This is a genomic window from Lutispora thermophila DSM 19022 (genome assembly GCF_900142105.1).
Classification (GTDB): Bacteria; Bacillota; Clostridia; order Lutisporales; family Lutisporaceae; genus Lutispora; species Lutispora thermophila.
This window is the reverse complement of the sequence record NZ_FQZS01000007.1, coordinates 163592-186440: the sequence shown is the minus strand read 5'-3', so window position 1 is coordinate 186440 and position 22849 is coordinate 163592. Positions and strand designations below refer to the sequence as shown.

The 22849-nt window shown below is 37.1% G+C and carries 16 protein-coding genes; 11 read left to right on the top strand and 5 right to left on the bottom strand.

Annotated elements, in window-relative coordinates; translation table 11 throughout:
* Positions 1-272: 272 nt before the first annotated feature.
* A complete protein-coding gene (locus BUB48_RS06495) occupies positions 273-1700 on the bottom strand; it encodes a YfcC family protein (protein ID WP_073025433.1) in 1428 nt (475 codons plus the stop codon).
* Positions 1701-1792: 92 nt separating this feature from the next.
* Complete coding sequence (locus tag BUB48_RS06490; protein ID WP_084524403.1) at positions 1793-2785, bottom strand: dipeptidase; 993 nt, start codon at positions 2783-2785, stop codon at positions 1793-1795.
* A 480-nt stretch (positions 2786-3265) separates the two neighbouring features.
* Between BUB48_RS06490 and BUB48_RS06485 the strand changes: the two genes are divergently transcribed.
* The 6 genes from BUB48_RS06485 (at position 3266) to BUB48_RS06465 (ending at position 13609) form a co-directional block, all read left to right on the top strand.
* Positions 3266-4882, top strand: coding sequence for an N-acyl-D-amino-acid deacylase family protein (locus BUB48_RS06485; RefSeq protein WP_073025432.1), 1617 nt, complete (start codon positions 3266-3268; stop codon positions 4880-4882).
* A 31-nt stretch (positions 4883-4913) separates the two neighbouring features.
* Positions 4914-6266 (top strand): sigma-54-dependent transcriptional regulator, encoded by a 1353-nt coding sequence (locus BUB48_RS06480; RefSeq protein WP_084524402.1) that lies wholly within the window; start codon positions 4914-4916, stop codon positions 6264-6266.
* Between the two features lie 382 nt (positions 6267-6648).
* Positions 6649-9426: a WG repeat-containing protein gene (locus BUB48_RS06475; protein WP_073025431.1), complete on the top strand. Its 2778-nt coding sequence runs from the start codon at positions 6649-6651 to the stop codon at positions 9424-9426.
* 15 nt (positions 9427-9441) lie between these two features.
* Positions 9442-9678 carry a hypothetical protein gene (locus BUB48_RS18045; RefSeq protein WP_175548376.1) on the top strand — a complete coding sequence of 79 codons (237 nt, stop codon included), beginning with the start codon at positions 9442-9444 and terminating at the stop codon, positions 9676-9678.
* The gene (locus tag BUB48_RS06470) at positions 9596-11293 is read left to right on the top strand and encodes a leucine-rich repeat domain-containing protein (RefSeq protein WP_073025430.1); all 1698 of its coding nucleotides are present in this window, start codon (positions 9596-9598) and stop codon (positions 11291-11293) included. Before BUB48_RS18045 ends, BUB48_RS06470 begins: the two co-directional genes overlap by 83 nt.
* A 96-nt stretch (positions 11294-11389) precedes the next feature.
* Positions 11390-13609, top strand: a complete 2220-nt coding sequence (locus BUB48_RS06465) for a hypothetical protein (RefSeq protein ID WP_139249935.1) — start codon at positions 11390-11392, stop codon at positions 13607-13609.
* Positions 13610-13654: 45 nt separating this feature from the next.
* On the opposite strand, the gene BUB48_RS06460 is transcribed toward BUB48_RS06465, so the two are convergent.
* The 3 genes from BUB48_RS06460 to BUB48_RS06450 all read right to left on the bottom strand — a co-directional run bounded on the left by BUB48_RS06460 (position 13655) and on the right by BUB48_RS06450 (position 17215).
* Complete coding sequence (locus tag BUB48_RS06460) at positions 13655-14926, bottom strand: sensor histidine kinase (protein WP_073025428.1); 1272 nt, start codon at positions 14924-14926, stop codon at positions 13655-13657.
* A 267-nt stretch (positions 14927-15193) separates the two neighbouring features.
* On the bottom strand, positions 15194-16465 hold the full coding sequence (locus tag BUB48_RS06455) for a sensor histidine kinase (protein WP_073025427.1): 1272 nt from the start codon (positions 16463-16465) through the stop codon (positions 15194-15196).
* Positions 16466-16489: 24 nt separating this feature from the next.
* Complete coding sequence (locus tag BUB48_RS06450) at positions 16490-17215, bottom strand: LytR/AlgR family response regulator transcription factor (RefSeq protein WP_073025426.1); 726 nt, start codon at positions 17213-17215, stop codon at positions 16490-16492.
* A 252-nt stretch (positions 17216-17467) separates the two neighbouring features.
* On the opposite strand from BUB48_RS06450, the gene BUB48_RS06445 reads away from it, so the two are divergent.
* The 5 genes from BUB48_RS06445 (at position 17468) to BUB48_RS06425 (ending at position 22811) form a co-directional block, all read left to right on the top strand.
* Entirely contained in the window at positions 17468-18316 is an 849-nt protein-coding gene (locus tag BUB48_RS06445) for a transporter substrate-binding domain-containing protein (RefSeq protein ID WP_073025425.1), read from the top strand.
* Positions 18317-18387: 71 nt separating this feature from the next.
* A complete protein-coding gene (locus BUB48_RS06440; protein ID WP_073025424.1) occupies positions 18388-19053 on the top strand; it encodes an amino acid ABC transporter permease in 666 nt (221 codons plus the stop codon).
* Positions 19054-19077: 24 nt separating this feature from the next.
* On the top strand, positions 19078-19812 hold the full coding sequence (locus tag BUB48_RS06435; protein WP_073025423.1) for an amino acid ABC transporter ATP-binding protein: 735 nt from the start codon (positions 19078-19080) through the stop codon (positions 19810-19812).
* A gap of 9 nt (positions 19813-19821) precedes the next feature.
* Positions 19822-20445, top strand: coding sequence for a DUF1847 domain-containing protein (locus BUB48_RS06430; protein WP_073025422.1), 624 nt, complete (start codon positions 19822-19824; stop codon positions 20443-20445).
* 350 nt (positions 20446-20795) lie between these two features.
* Positions 20796-22811, top strand: coding sequence for a response regulator (locus tag BUB48_RS06425; RefSeq protein WP_073025421.1), 2016 nt, complete (start codon positions 20796-20798; stop codon positions 22809-22811).
* Positions 22812-22849: the final 38 nt, after the last annotated feature.

Sequence of the window (22849 nt, the reverse complement as noted above, 5' to 3'; positions counted from 1 at the left end):
ATTACAATATAATATGAAAAATGAGCCATCCATAGCTTTTTGACGGTTCGATGGCTCATAGGACATTCTTCTTTTTTTGTTGATTCAATTTACTTATCAATTCTATTTTATCACTTTAGTTTATTACAAATTCAGCTCCATATTCGTAATAATTGGCTTTAACTTCTCCTGCTCGTGTGATAAAATCTAATGCTCTTTATACTATCTTCATATTATAAAAAAGGGCTGCCTTAAATATCTATATATTTAAGACAGCCCCATAATATGAAACTTTAGAATGGCCCAAGAGGAATTGAATTAGCAATGGCTAAAGTAATGCATGCCATTATCGTAAAGGTAAGCGTCAGTTTCCACATAAATTTAAACCATCTGTCATATGGAACCCCTGCTATGGAACAAACTGCGAGCAATACTCCGGAAGTAGGCAATATACTTCCGTTTATACCGTCACCTAGCTGGAATGCAACAACAGTCACCTGACGATTTATATTCAGCATGTCAGCTATAGGAATCAATATTGGCATTGCAATTGCTGCCAAGCCTGTTGATGATGTAATGGCGATATTTATAAACCATTGAATCATAAACAATCCGATTATGGCAAAAGATGAGGGAATTATTCCAAGCAATCCAACGGATGAATTAATTATAGTATCCAAAATTTTAGAGTTAGACATAATTAAGAATATAGCCTTAGCAAGACCGACCATTAGAGCGCCAAAGGTTATACTCTTAGCACCGGCCACAAATTCTTCGGCAATCTGTGTAAATGATAATTTTCCGATTATACCCGAGGCTATTCCAACCATTAAAAATACTGCTGCAATATCCTCAACATACCAACCTAATTTAAAGGCTCCATACATAATTGATGCTATGGCAACTAAGAAAACTAAATAAATTAATTTATGGCGCCATGTAAAGGTCACATCTAACTTGGATAAATCAACAAATTTATCGTCATCATGTTTAATATCAGCTACTAAACTTAATTCGGGGTTTTTCTTAACTTTTTCTGCATATCGCATAACATATATGGCTGTTACAGTCATAAACACAGCCCATATTCCAAATCTGAATCCAATTCCTGAGAACATTGGCAAGCCTGCAATTCCTTGAGCAATACCAACGTTGAAAGGATTCATCATGCCTGCAAAATAGCCAACCTCTGCGGACAAATATGAAATGCAAATTCCGACAATGGCATCATATCCAAGATATTTTGCTACACTAACAGCAATTGGAATGAAAACGATGTTTTCTTCGCAAAATCCTAAGAATGCACCTGTAAATGAGAAGAATATCATGAATATGGGTATTAAATATTTTTCCTTACCTTTAAACTTTGTTGTTAATCTAACAAGGCCCGCATTTATGGCACCCGTTGCATTTACAATTTGAACGGCTCCGGAAATTATGAAAATGAAGAATATTATTTTTGCACTTTCGCTCATTCCCTGCGGTATTGCCTTAAACACACTAAATATAGTTGCAGGATTGCGTTCAATATAATGGAAAGAATCCGGATCTGCAAGCATTCTTCCGTTTGCATCTTCAACTCTGTCAAACTCACCGGCAGGTATAATATATGTAAGAATTGAAACAATAATTATTATACAGCTTAAAAGTACATATGTGTTAATGGTTTTAATGGGTTTCTTTTCTTTTGATTTTTTCTTTTTTAGTGCATTTTCAGCCATTTTCTTTCCTCCTCCTATCTATTTATTAATGTGTTTAAAGATAAAGTTTATTGTCAAAATAACCTCCTTTCTTCATTCAAGGGCTTATAATTTTATTCAAGAATGTCATACAGCACTCTTATTAAGTTACCGCCGGCAATCTTTTTTACATCCTCCAGCTTGTGGTTTCTTTCTAACAGAAGCTGTATTACATCCTTTATTTTACTTGCATTCTCCAGTCCGGCTACGCCAAAGTCGCCTAAGTACATGTTGAAGTCAAAACCAAATGAAACATGGTCATAACCCACAAGATTAACCAGGTATTCAATATGCTTTATGTAATCATGAATAGTTTCAGTGTTGTCGTCATCTGTGCGGATTTTGTTCAAATCATTTTCATCAACTTTTGAAAAATAACTTACGGCTCCGACAACTCCACCGCTTTCGGCAATTGCCTTTATTTGTTCATCTGTTAAGTTTCTGCTGTGGTTAAACAGGGCTCTGGCATTTGAATGTGATGCTATGATTGGTTTATTTTTGTTATGCTTTACAATATCCCAGAAACCTTGTTCATTTAGATGGGAAACATCAATCAATATTCCCAATGAATTCATGATGTTTATTGCTGAAATACCCTTTTCGCTAAGTTGTCCATTCATGACGTCAGCACCTGAAGCAAAAGCATTTGTATAATTCCATGTGAGCATTCCGGCACGAATGCCAAGCTCATAAAAAATGTTTAACAATTCCGGCGAATTCCCTAAGGGCTCAAATCCTTCCAATGAAAGAACCAAGCCTAGCTTATTGTTGGTAAGAACATCATCTAAATCTTTTTTGCTTTTTATTAAAATCACATCTTCATTTTCTTTTGTAACTTTCAATGCTTTTTCAATTTGCAGCAATGCTTCCTTTAAAGCCGCCTCCGGAAATGTCTTAGTAAAAATATTTGCAAATACAATGTTCACGCCGGCATCTCTTAATTCTTTATAATGCTTGCTCATAAAGACATCCTTTTCTCCTTTTGATTCGCGTAAATATACGTCCCTTGGAATGTCTGTGTGACCGTCAATAATAACGATTTCTTTCATAATGCTGTTTAAGTCCATACTTTCACCTTCCAACTATTAAAAAATATTGATATATTGTTTTTCTTCCATAAAAAAATTGCAAAGATAATGCCAAAATCTTAACTTTATTTCAAAAATTTTATCGTGTAATAAAAGACTTTGAAAATCACAAATCTTTTTATATTTATTTGATTAAACCGAAGTGTTTAAAGATGAATTATTAATAAAATGTCAAAAAAATAGACATTCAAATATTTGTAATTCACTGAATCTGTCAAAATTTTTGACTTATGAAAATCATAAATTTATTTATATTCAATTTGGTTAAAGCAGAATGTTTATTGATGATTGGTTATTAATGATGTCAAAAAAATGGACATTTTGATTTTTGTTATTATTTGAATTTGTCTAATTTTTTTACTTATGACGTGATGGAGCAATTTGCAAGCAACGTTGAAATTATAACCGCATTTTGCTACAATAAAAGCGATTAAAGCGACTTACGATAGGGGATATGTTATGTATGATATTGTTATAAAAAATGGAGAAATATTGGATGGTTCAGGGACAAAATCTTATTTTGCTGACATAGGTATTAAAAACGGATATATAAGTGAAATATCTCAATGCATAAATGATCCTGCCTTAAAAGTTATAGACGCAAAAAACCACATAGTATGTCCTGGTTTTATTGATATTGATTCCCACTCTGACTTTTCCCTATATGCGAACCCTAAAGCAGAAAGCAAAATAAGACAAGGTATAACAACTGAAATTGTGGGACAAGGCGGCAGATCTTTAGGTCCTGTCAACATTGAACACTTATCAGATTTAAAACAATACACCAAGTCATATGTTCAAAACACCAATGAACCTAATTATTGGAATTGGAAAACACAATATGAATTTATTGACATTTTAAGCAGTAGAAAAACTTCTGTAAATATTGCATCATTGGTTGGTTATGGAACCATAAGAGTTGCCGTCATGGGCTTTGAAAAAAGAAGACCGACCAATGACGAAATGAATAGGATGAAACAGCTTCTGGAAGATGAATTGATAAATGGGATACATGGCATGTCTTTGGGCCTTGACAACAGTCCTGATTCTCTTGCGTCAATAGACGAATTGATAGAAATGGCAAAGGTTGTAAAAAAATATGACGGAATATGCTCTATACATATGAGAGAGGAAGGCAATTACTTGTTTAATTCTATTCTAGAGGCTATTGAAATCAGCAAAAAGTCGGGAGTTAAGCTTCAAATATCCCACTTGAAGGCAGCTCATCCGCAAAACTGGGGAAAAGTTAAGGAAGCCATCAGTATTATAAATAAGGCTAAAAATTCCGGATTAAATGTGGACTATGATGTATATCCCTACATATCATATGAAAGCGTTTTAACAGATGTCCTTCCGCCATGGATTAGAGAGTTAAGCCCTGAAAAGATAGTGGAATCTCTAAAAAAGGACAATATACGGGAAAAGGTAGTAGCGGATATGCTTGACAGAAACAGCAATTGGGGTAATCCTATGCTAGGCTCATCTTGGGACAGAATTAGAATCGTTTCAATGAAAAAGGAGTCTAACAAAAAATTTGAAGGGATGAATATCGAGCAAATTTCTGAATACTTGAATTTACCGCCGCATGATGTTGTCATTGACCTGCTTATAGATGAAGGCGGAGTGATTAAAATAATTTTTTCTGCTATGACAGAGTCGGATTTAATTGAAGTAATGAAGCAATCAATGGCCATATATTCTACAGACGGGCTTGCTGTATCTCCATATGGCGACTATAAGGACGTTGCTGTTCATCCTAGATACTATGGTACCTTTCCAAGAATTTTGGGAAGATATGTAAGACAGAAAAAAATTGTTGATATTGAAGAGGCAATCTATAAAATGACTCTACTTCCTGCTATAAAGATGAATTTAAAGGATAGAGGCTATTTGGCAGTTGGTTATAAAGCAGATATAACAATATTTAATAAAGATACCATAATAGATGAATCCACTTATACAAAGCCCCATCAATATCCTGTAGGAATAAAAGATGTTATTGTTAATGGGGTAGTTGTTGTAGAAAACGGTGAGCATACTGGAGAACTCCCCGGTGTGCATATAAAAAGAAAATAAGTTATAGTTATTATTAAGGGGATATTTAATAATGAATATTAGTAATCATATGATACTAATTATAGACAATGATAACTATAAAAAAATAAATTTAAAAGACTTACTTCAAACCTTCGGTTATAAGGTAAAAGTAGTTAAAAATGTTAATCAAGCCATAGCATACTTAAAAAGCCATGTTGTTCATGTTATTATTTCAGATTTTGCTGATAGAACCATGTCCGCTCATTTGATAAAGGAAGCGAAAAGCATAGATTCTTCCATAGCTATAATTTTCATCTCAGATTATATAAATGTGAGAGATTCTGTATTTCTTGTGAAATCAGGAGCCTTTGACTGTTTTAATCTTTCTCTTCCAATTGAAGATTTAAGAGCCTCCATTAAAAGTGCAATAGAAAATAGGGAGCAATACTTTACATACATGAACAATTGCAATTTTTCAGACGGAGTTATTTATGAAAGTGAAACCATGAAGTCAATTGTTTCTTTGGTTGATAAAATTGCAAAAACCAATGCAACCGTTCTTTTATTAGGCGAAAGCGGTGTGGGAAAAGAAGTAATAGCTAAAATGATTCACAATAAAAGCAACAGAAAGGACAATAGATTTGTAGTAATAAATTGCGCGGCAATACCGGAAACACTCATTGAAGATGAGCTTTTCGGCCATGAAAAGGGTTCATTTACAGGCGCAAGCTATAAAAAGATAGGTAAGTTTGAGCAAGCACAAGGAGGTACAATATTTTTAGATGAACTTGCCGAATTATCATTAGATATGCAAGTTAAATTCTTGAGGGTTTTGCAAGAAAAGCAATTTGAAAGATTGGGCTCTTCAAACAGCATAAATGTGGATGTAAGAATAATTGCAGCCACAAACAAGGACCTGGCTAAAGAATTAGAGAAGGGTAATTTCAGAGAAGATTTGTACTATAGATTAAATGTAATAAAAATAAACATACCTCCATTAAGAGAAAGAAAAGAAGATATTAAGGCATTAGCCATGTATTTTCTTAGAGAGTTCTCAAAGGAATACGAAAAGAAGCTAAGTTTCATTGATTTTGAAGCTATGTTAATGTTGTTGAACTATCAGTGGAAAGGCAATGTGAGGGAATTAAAAAATGTAATTGAAAGATCAGTTATTATTGCAAATAAGGAAGAACAGATTTTAACCAAAGACCACCTTCCTCTTGACATGAGAAATGAATTGAACTTTCTCCAGAGTAGGGGAAAAACTGAAATGACCTTAAAAGACTATGAGAAGCTAATTATAGCGGACACCTTGAGGAAGGTTAACGGAAGCAAGACGAAAGCAGCTCAAATTTTGGATATAAGAAGGCAAACATTGTATAATAAAATAAAAGAATATAATATCAGTGAAAAATACTTCTAAAAATTAAAATGGACCTGAGAAATTTTCCTTTATTAACAAGAAAAAATGAGGCTATTTATATTATATGAATAATTATGGGACTATCATTTTTTCAACTTGGAAGAGTTCAAAGCGTCAGAGAAAATACCTCTGGCGTTTTTATTTATCTTTATAATTATATAAAAAATATCAATATTTACTTGTAAAAAACATAATCAGCAATTTATATCCTTTCTTGATGAATAGAAGACATGCTGCAACATCAACAGTTTCTTCCGCCAGCATTTCATGTCAAAAAAAGCCCATTTCATGCATAAAGCGGTTTTTAATGCAGATATATGCTAGATTGAACATAATATATTTTTATGCTGAACAGGCAAAATTTCAATAGGAGGGACATATCATGAAAAAGCGGCTAATTAGCATTCTGCTCATCCTATGCATGATGCTGTCCATACTGCCCACAGCGGTATTAGCAGCCCCATCAGGGAATGGAAATTATTATGACAGCGATGTCACATGGCTGGGAACTACAGCCGAGTATCAAAAGACTCTTAAAGCTATGTTTGATTCAGGACTCCGCAAGGTAGCCGTGGGCGACAAGTATGGACTTGTTGACATATATGGAAACTGGGCAGTAGAGCCAATATATGACGAGATAGCTGCTCATTACTGGCGCTGGAATTCACAGATGGGCAGAAAATATTACCCAACAGGCGACTTTGAATATGAAAGTACTGAGACCATATTCGTTGATGGATATGTTCAGGCAATACGCAATGGAAAAATGGGACTGCTTGACACTACAGGCAAGGAAGTTATTCCCTGCAACTATGATGCAGTAGGGCTGCCATCGGAAGGAGTTTGCCGTATATCAAAGAAGGTAAACGGAAAGACCTATCTTGGTTATTGGAATCTGGAGCTGGGCAAAGAGATTGTAGCACCAGATAAATACCTAATCCCTGAAGATTACGAATATCTAGGATCAGCCGAAGGCAATTACTTAGAGGTATTTGATATGGAAGACATCGATGAGGGACGTAATCCTGTGTTTTTTGATTTCATCAAAGGGTATGCAATGGTGCCTACAGGGAAGGTGGTAAAAGTTACACAGGAAAATCAATTTGAAGTTCATAACAGAGATGCATCTTTGTTTTATGTCCAAATTATAGATAAAAACGGTAAGGAAGTACTTCCTCAAGCCTACCCATTTAATATAACTCCTTCAATAGGCAGGCCGTATCCCCAGGCGGGGCCTTACTTAGTTTATGATGAGCTTTCTACAAAAAGGCTGCGCATGATTGCAGATGCAGGTGGTTATGATGTTATCTACTACTCTCACCTGGAGTCTGGAATAGTTGGACAAAAAGGAGTTCTTGTACCTGCCCAATATCATGGAGGTATATGGGGAGCCTCCGTACTGGGTTGGTATCCACCTGGTGCACAAATAAAGCTTATTCCTGAACTGTCCCTTGCGTTAACATATAACTGCGGCTATGATGGCTTCAGAGAATCTGCAGCCAGATTAGGGGTTATAAACTTCAACAATAAGGTGATTATCCCCCTTAACAATGAATTTTTATCTTATGATTCCGAGAACAAGGTATTTAATACAAACATGGGTAATTTCATCTATAAGACAGATGGGACGAAGATTCCAGGAACGGAAAGTCGAGCCCTCTATAACATCGGTGATTATGGTTATGTAATATTAGGTGATGCTGATGATGATGGAAAGATAACATCTATTAAAGGCATTATTTCAGTAAGAACAGGCAAAACCTACACCCATGAAAACCTGAAAGGCAACGGTGCTACTGATGTAAGCGCAAAGGACACTCTTTGGGTGAAAAAGGACAATAAATGGGGACTTGTGAAAGTAGACGGCAGCATCATACTTCCCTTTGAGTATGATGAAATAGATTATTCTGCCTGGGTGGACAAAAAAAATCCCTATGCCATAGTGAAGAAAGACGGCAAAGTGGGCCTAGTTGATATATCGGGACAGCTGCTTCTGCCCTGCAGCTATCGCAGCATTCAGTGGGCTAATGAAGGCTATATGAATATACAAGATGACGCTACCGGCAAATATGGTATATATAACTTCAACATCAAAAAAATCACTACCCCATGTGTCATGTCCGGCTGGATTAATACTAATTTAGGTTTTAGTTCCGATGGCCATGGTTCTATTTATGGTACGATGCATATTAATGTGGGCAATAGCTTGAATGCCCTCTTTGATATGGATACGGGCAAACAAGTCACTGGTGCTTATTTGGTTATGAAGCCCTTGGGACGTGGTTTGTTCTACAACACTAATAACGATTATCTGGGACCTGATGGAAAAACTGTCTTTAATAGTGCCGAAGACAGCAGCACCTACACTCTGGTGGTCAAGGACGGCAAGGTAGGTTCCATCAATGCCTCCAGATTAAAAATAGGAGGCAAGCTGCCCACCACAGCCTATGTCAAACCTGTACTAGATAAAAAAACACCAAAATACTTCCTTGTTGCTAATCCTGATAAAGTATTATATAAGCAGGGTGAGTCCTTCGATATAACCGGCCTGATTGCGCATTACCAGGATGAGGATGGGGTCCGTAGTGTTGTTGACAATTCAAAGCTTAAATTTTATATATCAAATAAAGCAGTGACTCAAGGGGAAGCCTTGACAGGCTCCGGTATTAAAAGCGTTGATGTTCAGTATAACGGTAAAACTGTTGCTGACTTTAATATTAATATTGCTGCGGTTAGTGACAGCGATATTTTGCAAGACGGTGACTATTATATGCAAATTTTAGGTAAGTATGTCTATCCTGTCCCTGGAGGCGGTATCTTATGGCTGGAGCTTTCCGACAAGAAACCAGATAAGCCCTTTACTGTAATGCTCATCAACTATAATAAAGAACGTGGACCCATGTACTCCATTGAATATGAGGGACGCAGTATCGGACAGCCATCCTCACAGAATGGAGATCAGTTGCGATCAGCCGCCATTACCCATGCTTGGAGAATCAACAAATATTCTAATTTCTGTACCATCCGGGATTATGGCAACCAAAAGCTGCTTGTCAACGCCAGTGGTGCAAAAAGTGATAATGGAACAAAAGTAACTGTTTGGAAATACACAGGATCGGCACCTGAACATGGAAAGGTCAAGTTCATTAAAGCTAACTGATATGGTTTATAAAATATGCCGCTGGCCATAAAAGCCAGCGGCGTAAACTTTTTTTCACAAGATCATATTTCATGTCAAAAAAGGCCAATTTCATTCAAAGAACAGTTCTTTCTTGAAATTTGTGATAGTGTAAAGATACAAAGCAAAGTAACTGAGGAGGAAGAAATATATGAAAAAGCGGCTTATCAGTATCCTGATAATTCTGTCCATGATGATGGTTATGCTGTCAGTGACGGTGTCAGCGGAAGATAGTGATTTCGAAATTGAAAAGGGTGTGCTGAAAAAATACAAAGGCTTTAGTTATAATGTAGTTATTCCTGATAATGTAACAAGCATTGGTAAAAGAGCGTTTAGTGGTAACGAATTTATTATGAGTGTAACCATTCCAAATAGCGTAAAAATCATTGAAGATCAAGCATTTTTGAGCTGCCCAAATCTGACCAGCATAAATATACCCAACAGCGTCACCAGTATTGGTTTTGCGGCTTTTTCTGATTGTGAAAGCCTAAGTGAAATAAATATTCCAAATAGTGTGAAGAGCATGGGGCGCCATGTCTTCAGCGGATGCAAAAGCCTCAGAAGAGTAATTATTCCCAATAGCCTTACCACTATTCCCTATGATGCGTTTTATGATTGTGAAAGACTAACAAGCATTACCATACCAAATAGTGTGACTACCATTGAAGCAAATGCCTTTCGTGAATGCGAAGGTCTGACCAACCTGATCATACCCAATAGCGTTAAAACCATTGGTGATGATGCCTTTAATGGCTGCAAAAGCTTGACCAGCATAATCATACCTAACAGTGTTACCAATATTGGTAGTTCGGTTTTTAATGGCTGTGAAAACTTGAGGGAGGCAACCCTTTCCAATAGCATGAAGAGCACTGGAGTCGGTACCTTTACAGAATGTAAGAGCTTGAGGAGTGTGACCATACCAAATAGTGTGACCAGCATTGACTATAATACATTTGCGTTTTGCGAAAACCTGACCGGCATAACCATTCCCGATAGCGTGACCATCATTAAAGCTGATGCTTTTTATGGCTGCAAAAGCTTGACAAACATAACTATTCCCAATAGTGTGACCACCATTGAGAATCAGGCCTTTATTGAGTGCTCTAGTTTGTCCAGCATAAATATTCCCAATAGCGTAAAGACCATTGAAGCATATGCATTTTTGGATTGTGAAAGACTGAAAGAAGTGACTATTCCCAGCAGCGTTAAGGTAATTCAAGAAGGTGCTTTTCCTCAAAGTGTTAGGATTTACGGCGTTGCAGGCTCAGCGGCTGAAACATATGCAATTAATAATGGCAATGCTTTCACAGTTATAAAAGAAGCAACACCACCAGCTGCAAGCACAGAGACCTCCAAACCTGTGGTACCTGCAAAGTCTGCTAAACCTGTGGTTGCTACTCCCAGCAGCACAAGCTTTCTGATTGACGGTAAGCCAGTATCAGTAGCTGCGGCCTACACCATAAACGGAGCCAACTACTTGCAGCTTCGCGCCATCGCAGCCTTGTTAAATGGTACCGCATCACAGTTCGATGTGGGTTGGGATGGGCAATATGCTGTAATAGAACCAGGAAAGCCATACAGTGGAACAGTGCCTGAAATCAAGCTTCAAAACACAACCGATGTCAGACAAAGCAGCACAAAATTTAAGATGAACGGAGAAGTCTTTACCTTTGAGGATGCTTGGCTCATTGGCGGAGATACCAACTACATTCAGCTTCGTGAGTTTGCATTTAAGCTTAGGGGTACAGCTTCACAGTTTAACGTATATTGGGACGACAAAGCAGGCAAGGCCGTCATTAAACCAGGCGTTCCTTATACAGGATGGGATAACCCTGCACAGATAGAATAAGGAGGGAGAATCCATGGAAAAAATAAAAACTTGTACAGTAAAAAGAGTTTCAGGCAAATAGCTAATATAACTTTATCCCTGGTACTGGCGGTGGTTATGGCATTATCATTGATAGCCATTACCCCGCTGACAGTGACAGCTTCACCAGATATGAGCCTTGATGAATGGCTTGACATGGCTATAAAATCCGGCATGATAAAGCCTGAGCAGATAAAAGGGAGCAGAGTCACAAGCTATGTAACGATTAAGTCATTGCCCGCGAAAATAAATTATAAGGTTGGCGAGGCTTTTGACCCTACTGGACTAGTTGCAGTGCTTATTGACAATGGCAAAGAAACTGATATTACCAATAAAATCACTTTTTTTACCTTAAGGAATATGGAGTTGAAAAAAGGATCTTCATTAAAGGAAGCAAATGAAACACTGTCAATAGAACTTCGGTATAATGGGGCTCAGGTAGGAGGCTATGCAATACACGTGATTGATCCTAAAGCCGCATCTGGAGCCTGGCCATTTGTGCCCAGCGACAAGAATATGACCAGCGGCAAAATAAAGTCAGGTTGGGCATATATAATTTCACACGATGATGGAAAGTTTCGTATTAATGGTGACAAAACCGTCAGCCCTTCAAGAAGGTTTAACGAGCCCTTCTACTTTGAGCATCTTGGAGATGACAGATATTATATTCATGCAGCTAATGGGGGTTATCTTTCATACAAAGGCAAGGTAACAGACCCGTCGGCTCCGATTGTTATCAGCGATACCCCCTGCAAATGGTTCCTGGATGCCTATAATGAAGGAGGATACAGAACCTTTGCTCTTGTGGTTGATTCAAACCACAAATATGTCATCAGAACATGGGGATACTGCAATGAAACCCAGGATAGCCAGATAACCCTCCACAATACTCGTAATGGTGATGCCTATTTGAGAGATTGCAGGTTTATCATATCTACCTCAGTTGATCAAAATACAATCCCCAAGTGGTGGTTTGACTATAAGGAAGGAAAAGAGGCTCCTGCATCCAAAGTAGAAAAGCCGGAGGATGATGGGTACGGCTACTATGATAAGTTGGAATTTGCTAATGAAACCAAGCGTCCAACTATCACAACCAGAATTGATTATAATCTTGAACTGCCAGAATTCAGAAATAATTTTACTAACTGGGGAACTACTGTTAAGAGCTCCATTTTGTCAAGAAATGAAAGAGGTACCTATTTGGAAGCCTACGCCGACGGTGAATACGTGACAATAAGGAAATACTCCGCAGAGAACAGCTACTTGGGTGAAAAGCCAATAAAGTATGAGTTGCCAATATTCGGTGGAATATACAGCGGCAAAGAATATAACTATATTGCCTTTGGTCAGGACAACACTGAAGAAAACGACAGTAAAGAGAGTATTCGTATTGTCAAATATGACAAAGAGTTCAACCGTATTTCCAGTGTATCTATAACAGGCGGGCAAACAAAAGCAATTAAACCGTTGAATCATACGGCACACTTTGCAGAAAGCGGAAACCAGCTTATATTGCATACAGCACGTACTCGGTACAAGTCCAGTGACGGGCTGAATCACCAGAGTAACCTGGATATATTCGTGAACACGGATACAATGAAGGTAACCTATGTTAGTTCCTTATCTCCGGCTAACCATGTAAGCCATTCCTTTGACACATATGTGCGATTTGACGGCAATGTACCTGTGTTCCTGGACCTTGGAGATGGCTCTCCTCGTTCTGTTGTTTTACAGAAAGCTTCAGGGTCATCCTATATAAAAGCTACAATGTTTGAAATCCTGGGACCCGCAGGTGCAAATTATACAGGTGTAACAGCAGGTGGTCTTGAGGTGTCTAAAAATAACTATCTGACTGCAATAGCCACAATCAATCAATCCTCAGCAAAATGGGGAAAGGGAAACTCAAATGCTGCCTCAAATGCTTCTATGGTTCCAAGTAATCATAGAAGCCTTAATCAGCGTGATATTGTAGTTTGTATTGTACCGCGCAACTTCAGCAATGGAGCTGTAGCGAAGAATGTCACAATCGCCAAATACATTGGCACATCGAAAATTGCAACGACACCACAGCTGTTAAAGATAAGCAATAACAAATTTGTGGTTCTATGGGGGCAGTATTCCCTTAATGGCGGAACTAATGTCAGATACGAAGATGATGACTGGGACGAAGATGGTCCGGAATGCTACCAGGTTCAATATATTGATGAGAATGGGAACAAGTTAGGCAATGCTATACGATATGAAAAGGTGAAAGACTTCTACGCCACATATCTAAAGGAAGTGGACAGTGTGAAATAGTGTGGTAAAAAATCCCCCATACATATGTGTTTGGGGGACTTTATATTATGCGGTGGCCTGAAATATAAAGCAGCCATCCTTGACGGAAAACTGGAACACACCTCCATGCTTTTCCACAATATGAGCCATGCTTTTGGTGCCGTAACCATGACCCTGTTCTGTTGATACAGGAAGACCTTCATGGAATATAGGCTCTGTCTCATAGCTGTTGCGTATATCTATGCAGAGCTTATTATTTTTGTAAAATAAACGAAGATTGATAAAACGTTTGCTTTTATCGGCTATGTTTTGGCAGGCATGTATGGCGTTTTCCAAAGCATTTGACAATAGGGAGCATATTTCTGTATCACTCAATTTCAGCAATTCAGTAAGATTTGCATTTACCGTCAGCATGATTTGTGATTGTTTCGCCTTGGCAGCGAAAGAGGATATGATCAGATTTACAGTTTCGTTTTCGCAATAGCGTATGGGAGTGATGGCGTCTATATCAGACTGAACAGTCTTCAGATATTCATTGATCTCATTTATGAGACCTTTGGATGCCAGCCCCTGCAATAGAGCAAGATTGTGTCGCATATCGTGTCTATAGGCAGCAGCATTCTCCTGAATCTGACGTAAGGATTCAAGTTCTATCTGTGCCTGTCTAAACTGAGTAACCAGCATGTCCCGTTCTCTTTCCACTTTTGTCTGTTTCTGTATTTCACCATAGTAAGAAATTACAAAAATAAAATAAAAGGCAGATATAATAAAAGGCATAAACTGAACTGCCACCCGAGTTCCGCTGTATAGAAAATCCGTATAAACAGTAGTGGAATAGTCCACTAAATAGTAAAAAGCAGGAACAGCACCAAATATGAGACAGGATTTAGTGGAGCGTTCCATAAGATGCTGTACGGATTTTGCCACATATTTTCGAAGGATATGGTACATGAAAATTACAGATATGATATAGCCCAAATGGTTCAGGGACACGTTGCCGGTGACAGCACTTGCTAAACTGCCAATCCAACGGGGCGGTTGACAGCACAAAAAAGCAGCGAACATAGTAGTTATGGAAATGAGCAATGAACGCTTTAGATATATGGCGATAAAAGCGGCTATGGGAACATGAGCGATAAGAGGGTATATCTTCCATGTAATGTCCATGCCAAAACTGAACAAGCATGTTACCTGAATAATAAATACAAGGATTATATAGCTCCACATTACCAGACGGTTTTTTCGCGTAAAAGGCATTCCTACGAAGCTGGCTGCAACCGACATGGCGAACAACATAGCGGCAAAATAACGGGAGAACTCAATTATAGTTTCTATCATTTGAATATTCCTCCTGATGATTTATGAAAAATAACATATTTGCATTTAGAAATTTTCGATGTTTTATAATGGTCCATTAGCTGTACTATGATGTACAGCTTGTCAATATTGTTGTCACAGACTACAGTCCGTAACATAAGCATTCCAATGTTTCTTTCACCTTATTTTAGCATAATAATTTAGCATTCTGCACCACATTTCATTATAAAAGTATTTTTCATGCAAAATATGAAATCCCACAAACATATATGTTTGTGGGATTTTGAATTATGCGGTGGCTTGAAATATGAACCACCCATCCTTCACCATAAACTGGAATACTCCGCCATGCTTTTCCACAATATGAGCCATACTTTTGGTGCCGTAGCCATGCCCTTTTTCTTTTGATACAGGAAGGCCCTGGTGAAATGTGGGTTCTGTTTCACAACTATTGCGTATGTCAATGCAAAGCTTGTTATTTTTTGAGTACATACGTAGATTGATATAACGTTTATTGATGTTGGATATTTTTCGGCAGCTATGTATGGCATTTTCCAAAGCGTTTGACAGCAGTGAGCAAAGTTCGGTATCACTGAAAGTCAGCAAATCAGGCAGCTTCACATCTATGGTAAATGTGATTTTCTCCTGTTCTGATTTGGTGGCGAAGGAGGATATAATCAGATTTACGGTTTCGTTTTCACAATAGCGTACAGGTGTGATAGCATCTATGTCAGATTGAACAGTTTTCAGATAATGACTGATTTCATTTATAAGTCCCTTGGATGTTAAACCTTGTATAAGGGCAAAATGGTGGCGCATATCATGTCTATAGGCGGCTGCATTTTCTTGAATTTTCCGCAATGATTCAAGCTCTGTTTGTGCCTGTCTAAGTTGTATGTCTAGCATACCTCTTTCTCTTTGATAGTTTGCCTGTTTTTCAGTCTCTATGTAATATAAAATGACAAATATGAAATAGAAGACAGATATTGTTGAAGGCATGAATTGTACCGCCCATCTTGCTCCGCTGTATAGCACATCGGTATAAATAGTGGTCACATAATCAAAAATATAATAAAAAAGTGGGACACCGCCTAATAACAGGCAGGATTTTGGAGATTTAAGCATAAGTTGCCGTATTGATGATACCACGTACCTTTTGAAGAGATAAAAGGACACGAAGACAGCAACTATATAGAAAATATGATCTGCAATTTTGCTCCTTAAGGCTGCTCCCGCAAGGAAGCCGATCCAGCGAGGTACTTGGCAGCATAGATAAGCGGTAAGTATGCTGATGACGGATATGTGCCATGGAAACTTATAATATAAGGATAAAATCATTATCATGGGGACATGAACTATAATGGGATACAGTTTTGATGTTAAATCCAAGCCAAGAGTCCACCAGCTAATTAACTGAATAAAAAGAAAAAATAAGCATATGGAGGCAATTATGAACCTATTTTTTCGTGTGGATTCTATACCTGCTAAGAGAACTGATACCATTACGCCAAAGACCAGAGAAAATCCAAATCTTACTAGTCCAATTACAGTTTCAATCATTTATAAACATCTCCATTCATTCGCCTATTCTTCCTCCATCTGATAAGCCAAATACTGTTGCTTAATTTCTCGACATTTTACATGAGCAACAGGAACTGTTTCTCCATTCTGTAAGGTTATCCGATGGTTTTCAATGATATCTACGTACTGCATATTAACAATGTAGGAACGGTGGGTTTTGATAAAATGGCCAAATTTCATGAGATTGTCCCAGACAGAGGAGAAGTTTTCTGTACATTCCACTATCCTGCCGGAAATCATGTGATACAAGACATTTCTGCCCATAGCTTCTACAAAGACCAGATTGGAGAGCAGTATTCTTTGAATTCCCTCATTACTCTTTGCTATAATGGAATCATTATTCTTTTCTACTTCTATACGTTCTAAAATATCATCAAAGGTGATAAACAATTTTTCCTTCGATATAGGTTTTAGCACATAGTTAATAGCTTTTACTGAATAGCTTTCCAAAGCAAACTCAGGCGATGAGGTAAAGAACAGAATCGGAGCAGTTTTGTCATAGGTACGTATTTCCTTTGCAACATCGATACCTGTAAAACCAGGCATAATAATATCAAGGCAATATATATCAAAATGTTTCCCTTTTTCCAGTGTGGAAACTAAATCAAACCCGTTTTGAAAAATAGCATATTCGCAATCCAAGTTTTTTGATGTTCTGTATTGATTTATGAGCTGCACTATATTGGACAGCTCGTCTATATTGTCATCGCAGAATGCAATTTGTAACATAAGCATTCACCCCTATTTCTTTTTTTCTATTTTAACATAATAATTGGATGTTCAGTACTATATAATGTCAAAAAAACATGTTTTGTGTAGAAATATGGTTTTATGGGTCATGGGACTTATAGAGTTTGTCTATAATACATATTGGACAAATTTAAAATAACTATTTCAACATTTTTTTTGTTGTATATATAATATTACTTAGTGCCCAGAACACTGGAAAAATATAAAAGATAATGAAATGGAGGCATTATTATGAAAAAGGTTATTGCAATATTTCTCTGTGCTGTAATCATTTCATCAGTATTAACTGGATGCGGTAAAACAGGAGAAAAAGGCACAATATCACAAAGCTCAAATGAGGACAAGACTATTATAGTTGCCACTTCTGGAGATTATCTTGGATTTACAGTGTATGATGAATCAACAAAGACTTGGTCAGGTTTTGAGATAGATATGTGGAATGAAATTGCTAAACGCATAGGCTACAATGTAAAATTCGTACAGGAGGATGTGGCTACCGCCTTTGGAGATTTGGAAACAGGACGTGTGGATACGGTAGCAAAACAGATAAGTATAACACCTGCCCGTAAGGAGAAATATGATTTCACTGACCCATATTTCTTCAGTCCCTACTGTTTGATGGTTAGAGGAGATAACAACGAAATAACATGTTGGGATGATATGGAAGGAAAGACTATAGGTCTTGCTGATGGAAGTGCAATGAATGAGTTTGTGGCTGCGCTAGATCCTGATAACAAGGTAAAGAAAACTACATATGAATCCTTTGCCTCAATTCCACAAGAGATTGTACTTGGCCGTGTAGATGCAATGCCTTATGCATATCTGCTTATACCTTACCTGCTGGAAAAGAATCCTGACTGGGATTTGAAGGCTGTTGATACTGAACATCCTATTTATACTGAGGTAAACGGTTACCCCTTTGCACGTACAGAACGTGGTGCTGAGCTGCTAAAGCTGGTAAACGGAGCCTTAAATGAAATGATTAAAGATGGAACTCATAAAAAACTTAGTGAAAAGTGGTTCGACTATGATGTTATGGAAACCGATGCGGCAAAGGAATACTTTAGTAAGAATAAATAAGCGTTTTTAGCAAGTGCCCTCTTTGGAGAGGCACTTTGCTCTAATATAACTTATTATTAAGGGGATATGCCATGAATTTTGATATTGAATACTTCTTTTCCATGTTTCCTATTATTCTAAGCGGATTTCCTACAACTGTGGAGGTGGCAGGAGTATCTTTGGTGTTTTCGGTTATTATAGGCTTTATAATTGCTGCCTTCCGCTATTATAATATACCGGTGCTTAAGCAACTTTCCATTGTGTTCGTATCATTTTTTAGGAGCACTCCATTCATTGCACAGTTGTTTGTTTTTTATTATGGCATTGCTCAGGTATCAAGAATAGTAAGGAATATGTCAAGCTTTTGGGCCACAATAATAGTACTTTCTTTGAGCTTTGCAGCTTATATGAGTGAGGATATAAGAGGAGCCATAATGTCTGTTGATAAAGGTCAGTTTGAAGCAGGATTATCTATAGGACTTAGCACTTGGCAGACTATATATCGTATTATTATTCCACAAGCTGTAAGAGTAGCTATACCGGGCATGATGAACAGCTTTGCAAATTTGTTCAAATCGACTTCTCTATGCTTTATTGTGGGCCTGAAGGATATGATAGCTTATTGCAAGAATGAGACTAATGTATCTTTCCGTTATCTGGAGGGATATATGGCAGTGTTGATTATATATTGGATAATACTTTCTTTAATTTCCTATTTACAGTCCAGATTGGAGAAGTATATGAACAAAGCCTATTGAAGGATAGAATAAAGAGGTAGTGTTATGTTGAAGATAGAAGGTTTAAAGAAAAGCTTTGATTCTCTACAGGTATTGAAGGGAATTGATTTAACTGTTGAAAAAGGACAGGTAGTATCTATAATTGGTCCTTCCGGAGCAGGAAAATCCACGCTGCTGAGATGCATCAACTATCTTGAAAAACCTACAGAAGGTACAATTACTATAGGAGATGTAATCCTTAAGAGTGGCCATAACAGATATAAAAAGGTTTCTGCATTAAGAAGAAAGACTGCAATGGTATTTCAAAATTATAATCTGTTTAAGAATAAAACAGCTCTTCAGAATATTATGGAGCCGATGATTATGTGCCAGGGCATGAACCTTAAAGAGGCAGAGGATAAAGCTATGGAGATTTTGACATCAATAGGACTTAAAGATAAAAGGGATGTATACCCAGCACATATGTCAGGAGGGCAGCAACAGCGTGTAGGGATAGGACGTGCTATGGCAGTAAATCCTGAAGTTATGCTGTTTGATGAGCCTACGTCATCTCTTGATCCAGAGCTGGTAAATGAAGTGTTGGAGGTTATAAGAGCCTTGGCTTCTAAGCATACAATGACGCTTTTGATTGTAACCCATGAGATGAGGTTTGCCAAAGAGGTGTCAGACCGTATAGTTTTTATGGAAGATGGACTTATTGTTCAAGAAGGAACCCCAGAAGAAATATTTAATAGCATGAACCCAAGAATACAGCGGTTTGTTGGATCTGTTTCAGTATAGGAGGATATTATGTATAGATGTGCAGAATGTACTTTGCATGGATGTAAAATTCATGACTTGACGAAGACTATGAAGGATTGTCCAAGTAAAAATGAAGATATTCAAAGAAAGGCAATGGAGCTCTATAAAGATGAAGAGAATCACAAGATTGCCTATAATGCGGCACTTGTTGAGGCAGAAGGTTATGGCCGTCTAACCCGTATGGAAGAGATATTGCTGTTCATGGACAAGGCTGGTTACAAAAAAATTGGACTTATATTTTGCCTTGGCCTTTTCAACGAAGCCAAGGTAGTTGACAAGATATTGACACATAACGGCTTTGAGGTGATTTCGGCGATATGTAAGAATGGAGATGTTCCAAAGAGCTATATGGGAGTAAAGGATGAAGATACAGTATCAGGTTGTGCAAAAGAAACCATGTGCAATCCTATAGGACAGGCACTTCTTATGAATGAGCAGAAAACTGATTTTAATATATTGCTAGGGCTTTGTGTAGGACACGATAGCCTGGTGCTCAAATACCTAGAAAGGCCTACAACCATCCTTGCAGTTAAAGATCGAGTAACTGGACACAACCCTCTTGCACCTATATATACAGCTGATGGATACTACAAGAAGAAGCTTTTTAAATAGCAATATTGTGGAAGAGATATTGGAATAATTTAGTTCAATATCTCTTTTGCTTATATAGGTTTTTAATGACTATAGAGTATTATGGAGCCTGATATGAGGACGGGCAAGAATATGTAGCTAATTGATTTTTGATATGCAGTTATTCCAACTGATATGTTGAATTACTGCATTATGAGTCTTATAATGTAAATGGGAATATGCGGTATCAGCCTGTCACAATGACAGGCTGATACCGCATATTGGCAGGATTTGTTTTGAAGAACTGTTAACAAAAGATAGATATAGACAGACTACATAAAGATAAGTTGTTTGACAAGTAGGATAGTAATATACGAAAGGGAGGGAGATATATGAATCATGATGATAAAGATAGTTCTGTTTGGAAACTAAAGAATTTTTCAAGTAAAGAAAAGATAAATAAGCATGATAAAATGCCATCCATATCCCTAGATGTTTTTGATGATGCAATTGTAGGCTTGACGAAGAATTTTGAAATATATTTATGGAGCAAAGGGGCACAAGAAAAATTCGGATATACTGAAGAGGAAATAATTGGAGAAAACATAAGTATACTTATACCTGAGAATAGGAAGAATGAAATGCTAGCTCAAATAGATGTGGTGAAAAAAGGTGCTGTTGTTAAAGACTTTGAAACTGTAAGAGTTTCTAAAGAAGGCAGGAGCATCCAAGTTGCCATATCCGTATCTCCTGTATATGATTCGGACGAAAAATTCATTGGTGCCATAGTAATTTATAAGGATATATCAAAGAAAATAGAATTGTGCAAAAAACTTGCTGAATATGAGAAAATAGCAAGAATTGCTCTCGAAAGCGGGCAATTTGGGATATGGGAATTCAACATTATAACGAATGAAATTAAGCATCATAATGATTGGATAAAGATTCTTGGATATGAAGAATGTGACATAGATAACTCATGTGAATCGTGGATGGAGTTGCTTCACCATGAGGATTTGCCTCATGTCACGAAAAAATGCCATATGATATATGAAAACAAAGACTTTATAGCAGAATATCGTATAAAATGCAAAAACGGCGAATACAAATGGATGAGGACAAAAGGAAGAGTTGTACAGTGGTCAGATGATGGTAAGCCCATTAGAATGATAGGGACGAATGAAGATATTACAGATAGGAAACTTATAGAGGAAAAGTGTAAAGAAAAATGCAAGCAATTAGAGCAATTAAAGAAGGAAGCAGATTACGCAAATCAAGCAAAATCAATATTTTTGGCAAACATGAGTCATGAGATAAGAACGCCTATAAATGGTATCATAGGTATGATGCAATTACTTGAACTGACATCACTTAACGAAGAGCAAAAAAGATACATCAATAGAATGAAAGAATCTGCTGATTTATTGGTAGCCATAATAAACGACATATTGGATATTTCAAAAATTGAAGCCGGTAAGATTCAACTGGACAATAAACCCTTTGATTTGTTTAAGACTACTAAAAATATTTATAATAACCTTTTATTGCAAGGAAGCTCAAAGGGACTGGAAGTAGGTTTCTACTTTGATCCGAGGATTAACACTAAGGTTATTGGTGATGAGCTGAGGTTGAAGCAGGTCCTCACAAATCTGACTAACAATGCTGTAAAATATACAGACAAGGGGTATATCATTTTGAGAGTAGAGTTAATATCCCATGATGATGCATATCAGAAAGTCAAATTCATAGTTAAAGATTCGGGGATTGGCATAAATGATGAGTTGAAAGACAAGATTTTTGAAAAGTTTTTCCAAGGAGATTTATCTACTGAAAAGAAGTATATAGGTGTTGGTTTAGGTTTGTCAATAGCAAAAAAGCTGGCTTTAGAAATGGGTGGAGACATAGATTATGAAAGCAAGGAAGGAGAAGGAAGTTCTTTTTACTTTGAATGCAATATGAAAACCTATGTTGATACGCCATCTAATGCATCAAATCATTCTCGTTGTACCTGTATGCATAATAAGGAAGATAATGCTGGCAATGTAAAAACCATATTGTATGTTGATGATAATATTGTTGATCAGGAAGTAATGCAAGGAGTATTGAGTCGGAAGGGATACAGATTAATCTCATCATATAGTGGAAAAGAAGCAATAGAAGTATTGAGAAGCAATAATATAGATCTGATTCTCATGGATATACAGATGCATGGAATGAATGGATATAAGGTTACGGACATGATTAGGCAAGAGTTTAAAAATAGGCATATTCCCATTATAGCTGTTACTGCCTATGCAATGCGGGAAGATAGAGATAAATGTATTGAAGCAGGAATGGATGATTATATATCCAAGCCCTTTGATATTAACCAGCTTTACAGTATATTGGAAAAATGGTTAGGAATGTGATAAAGGCTTTCAGGAAAGCCTTTTATTTTTTGACAAAG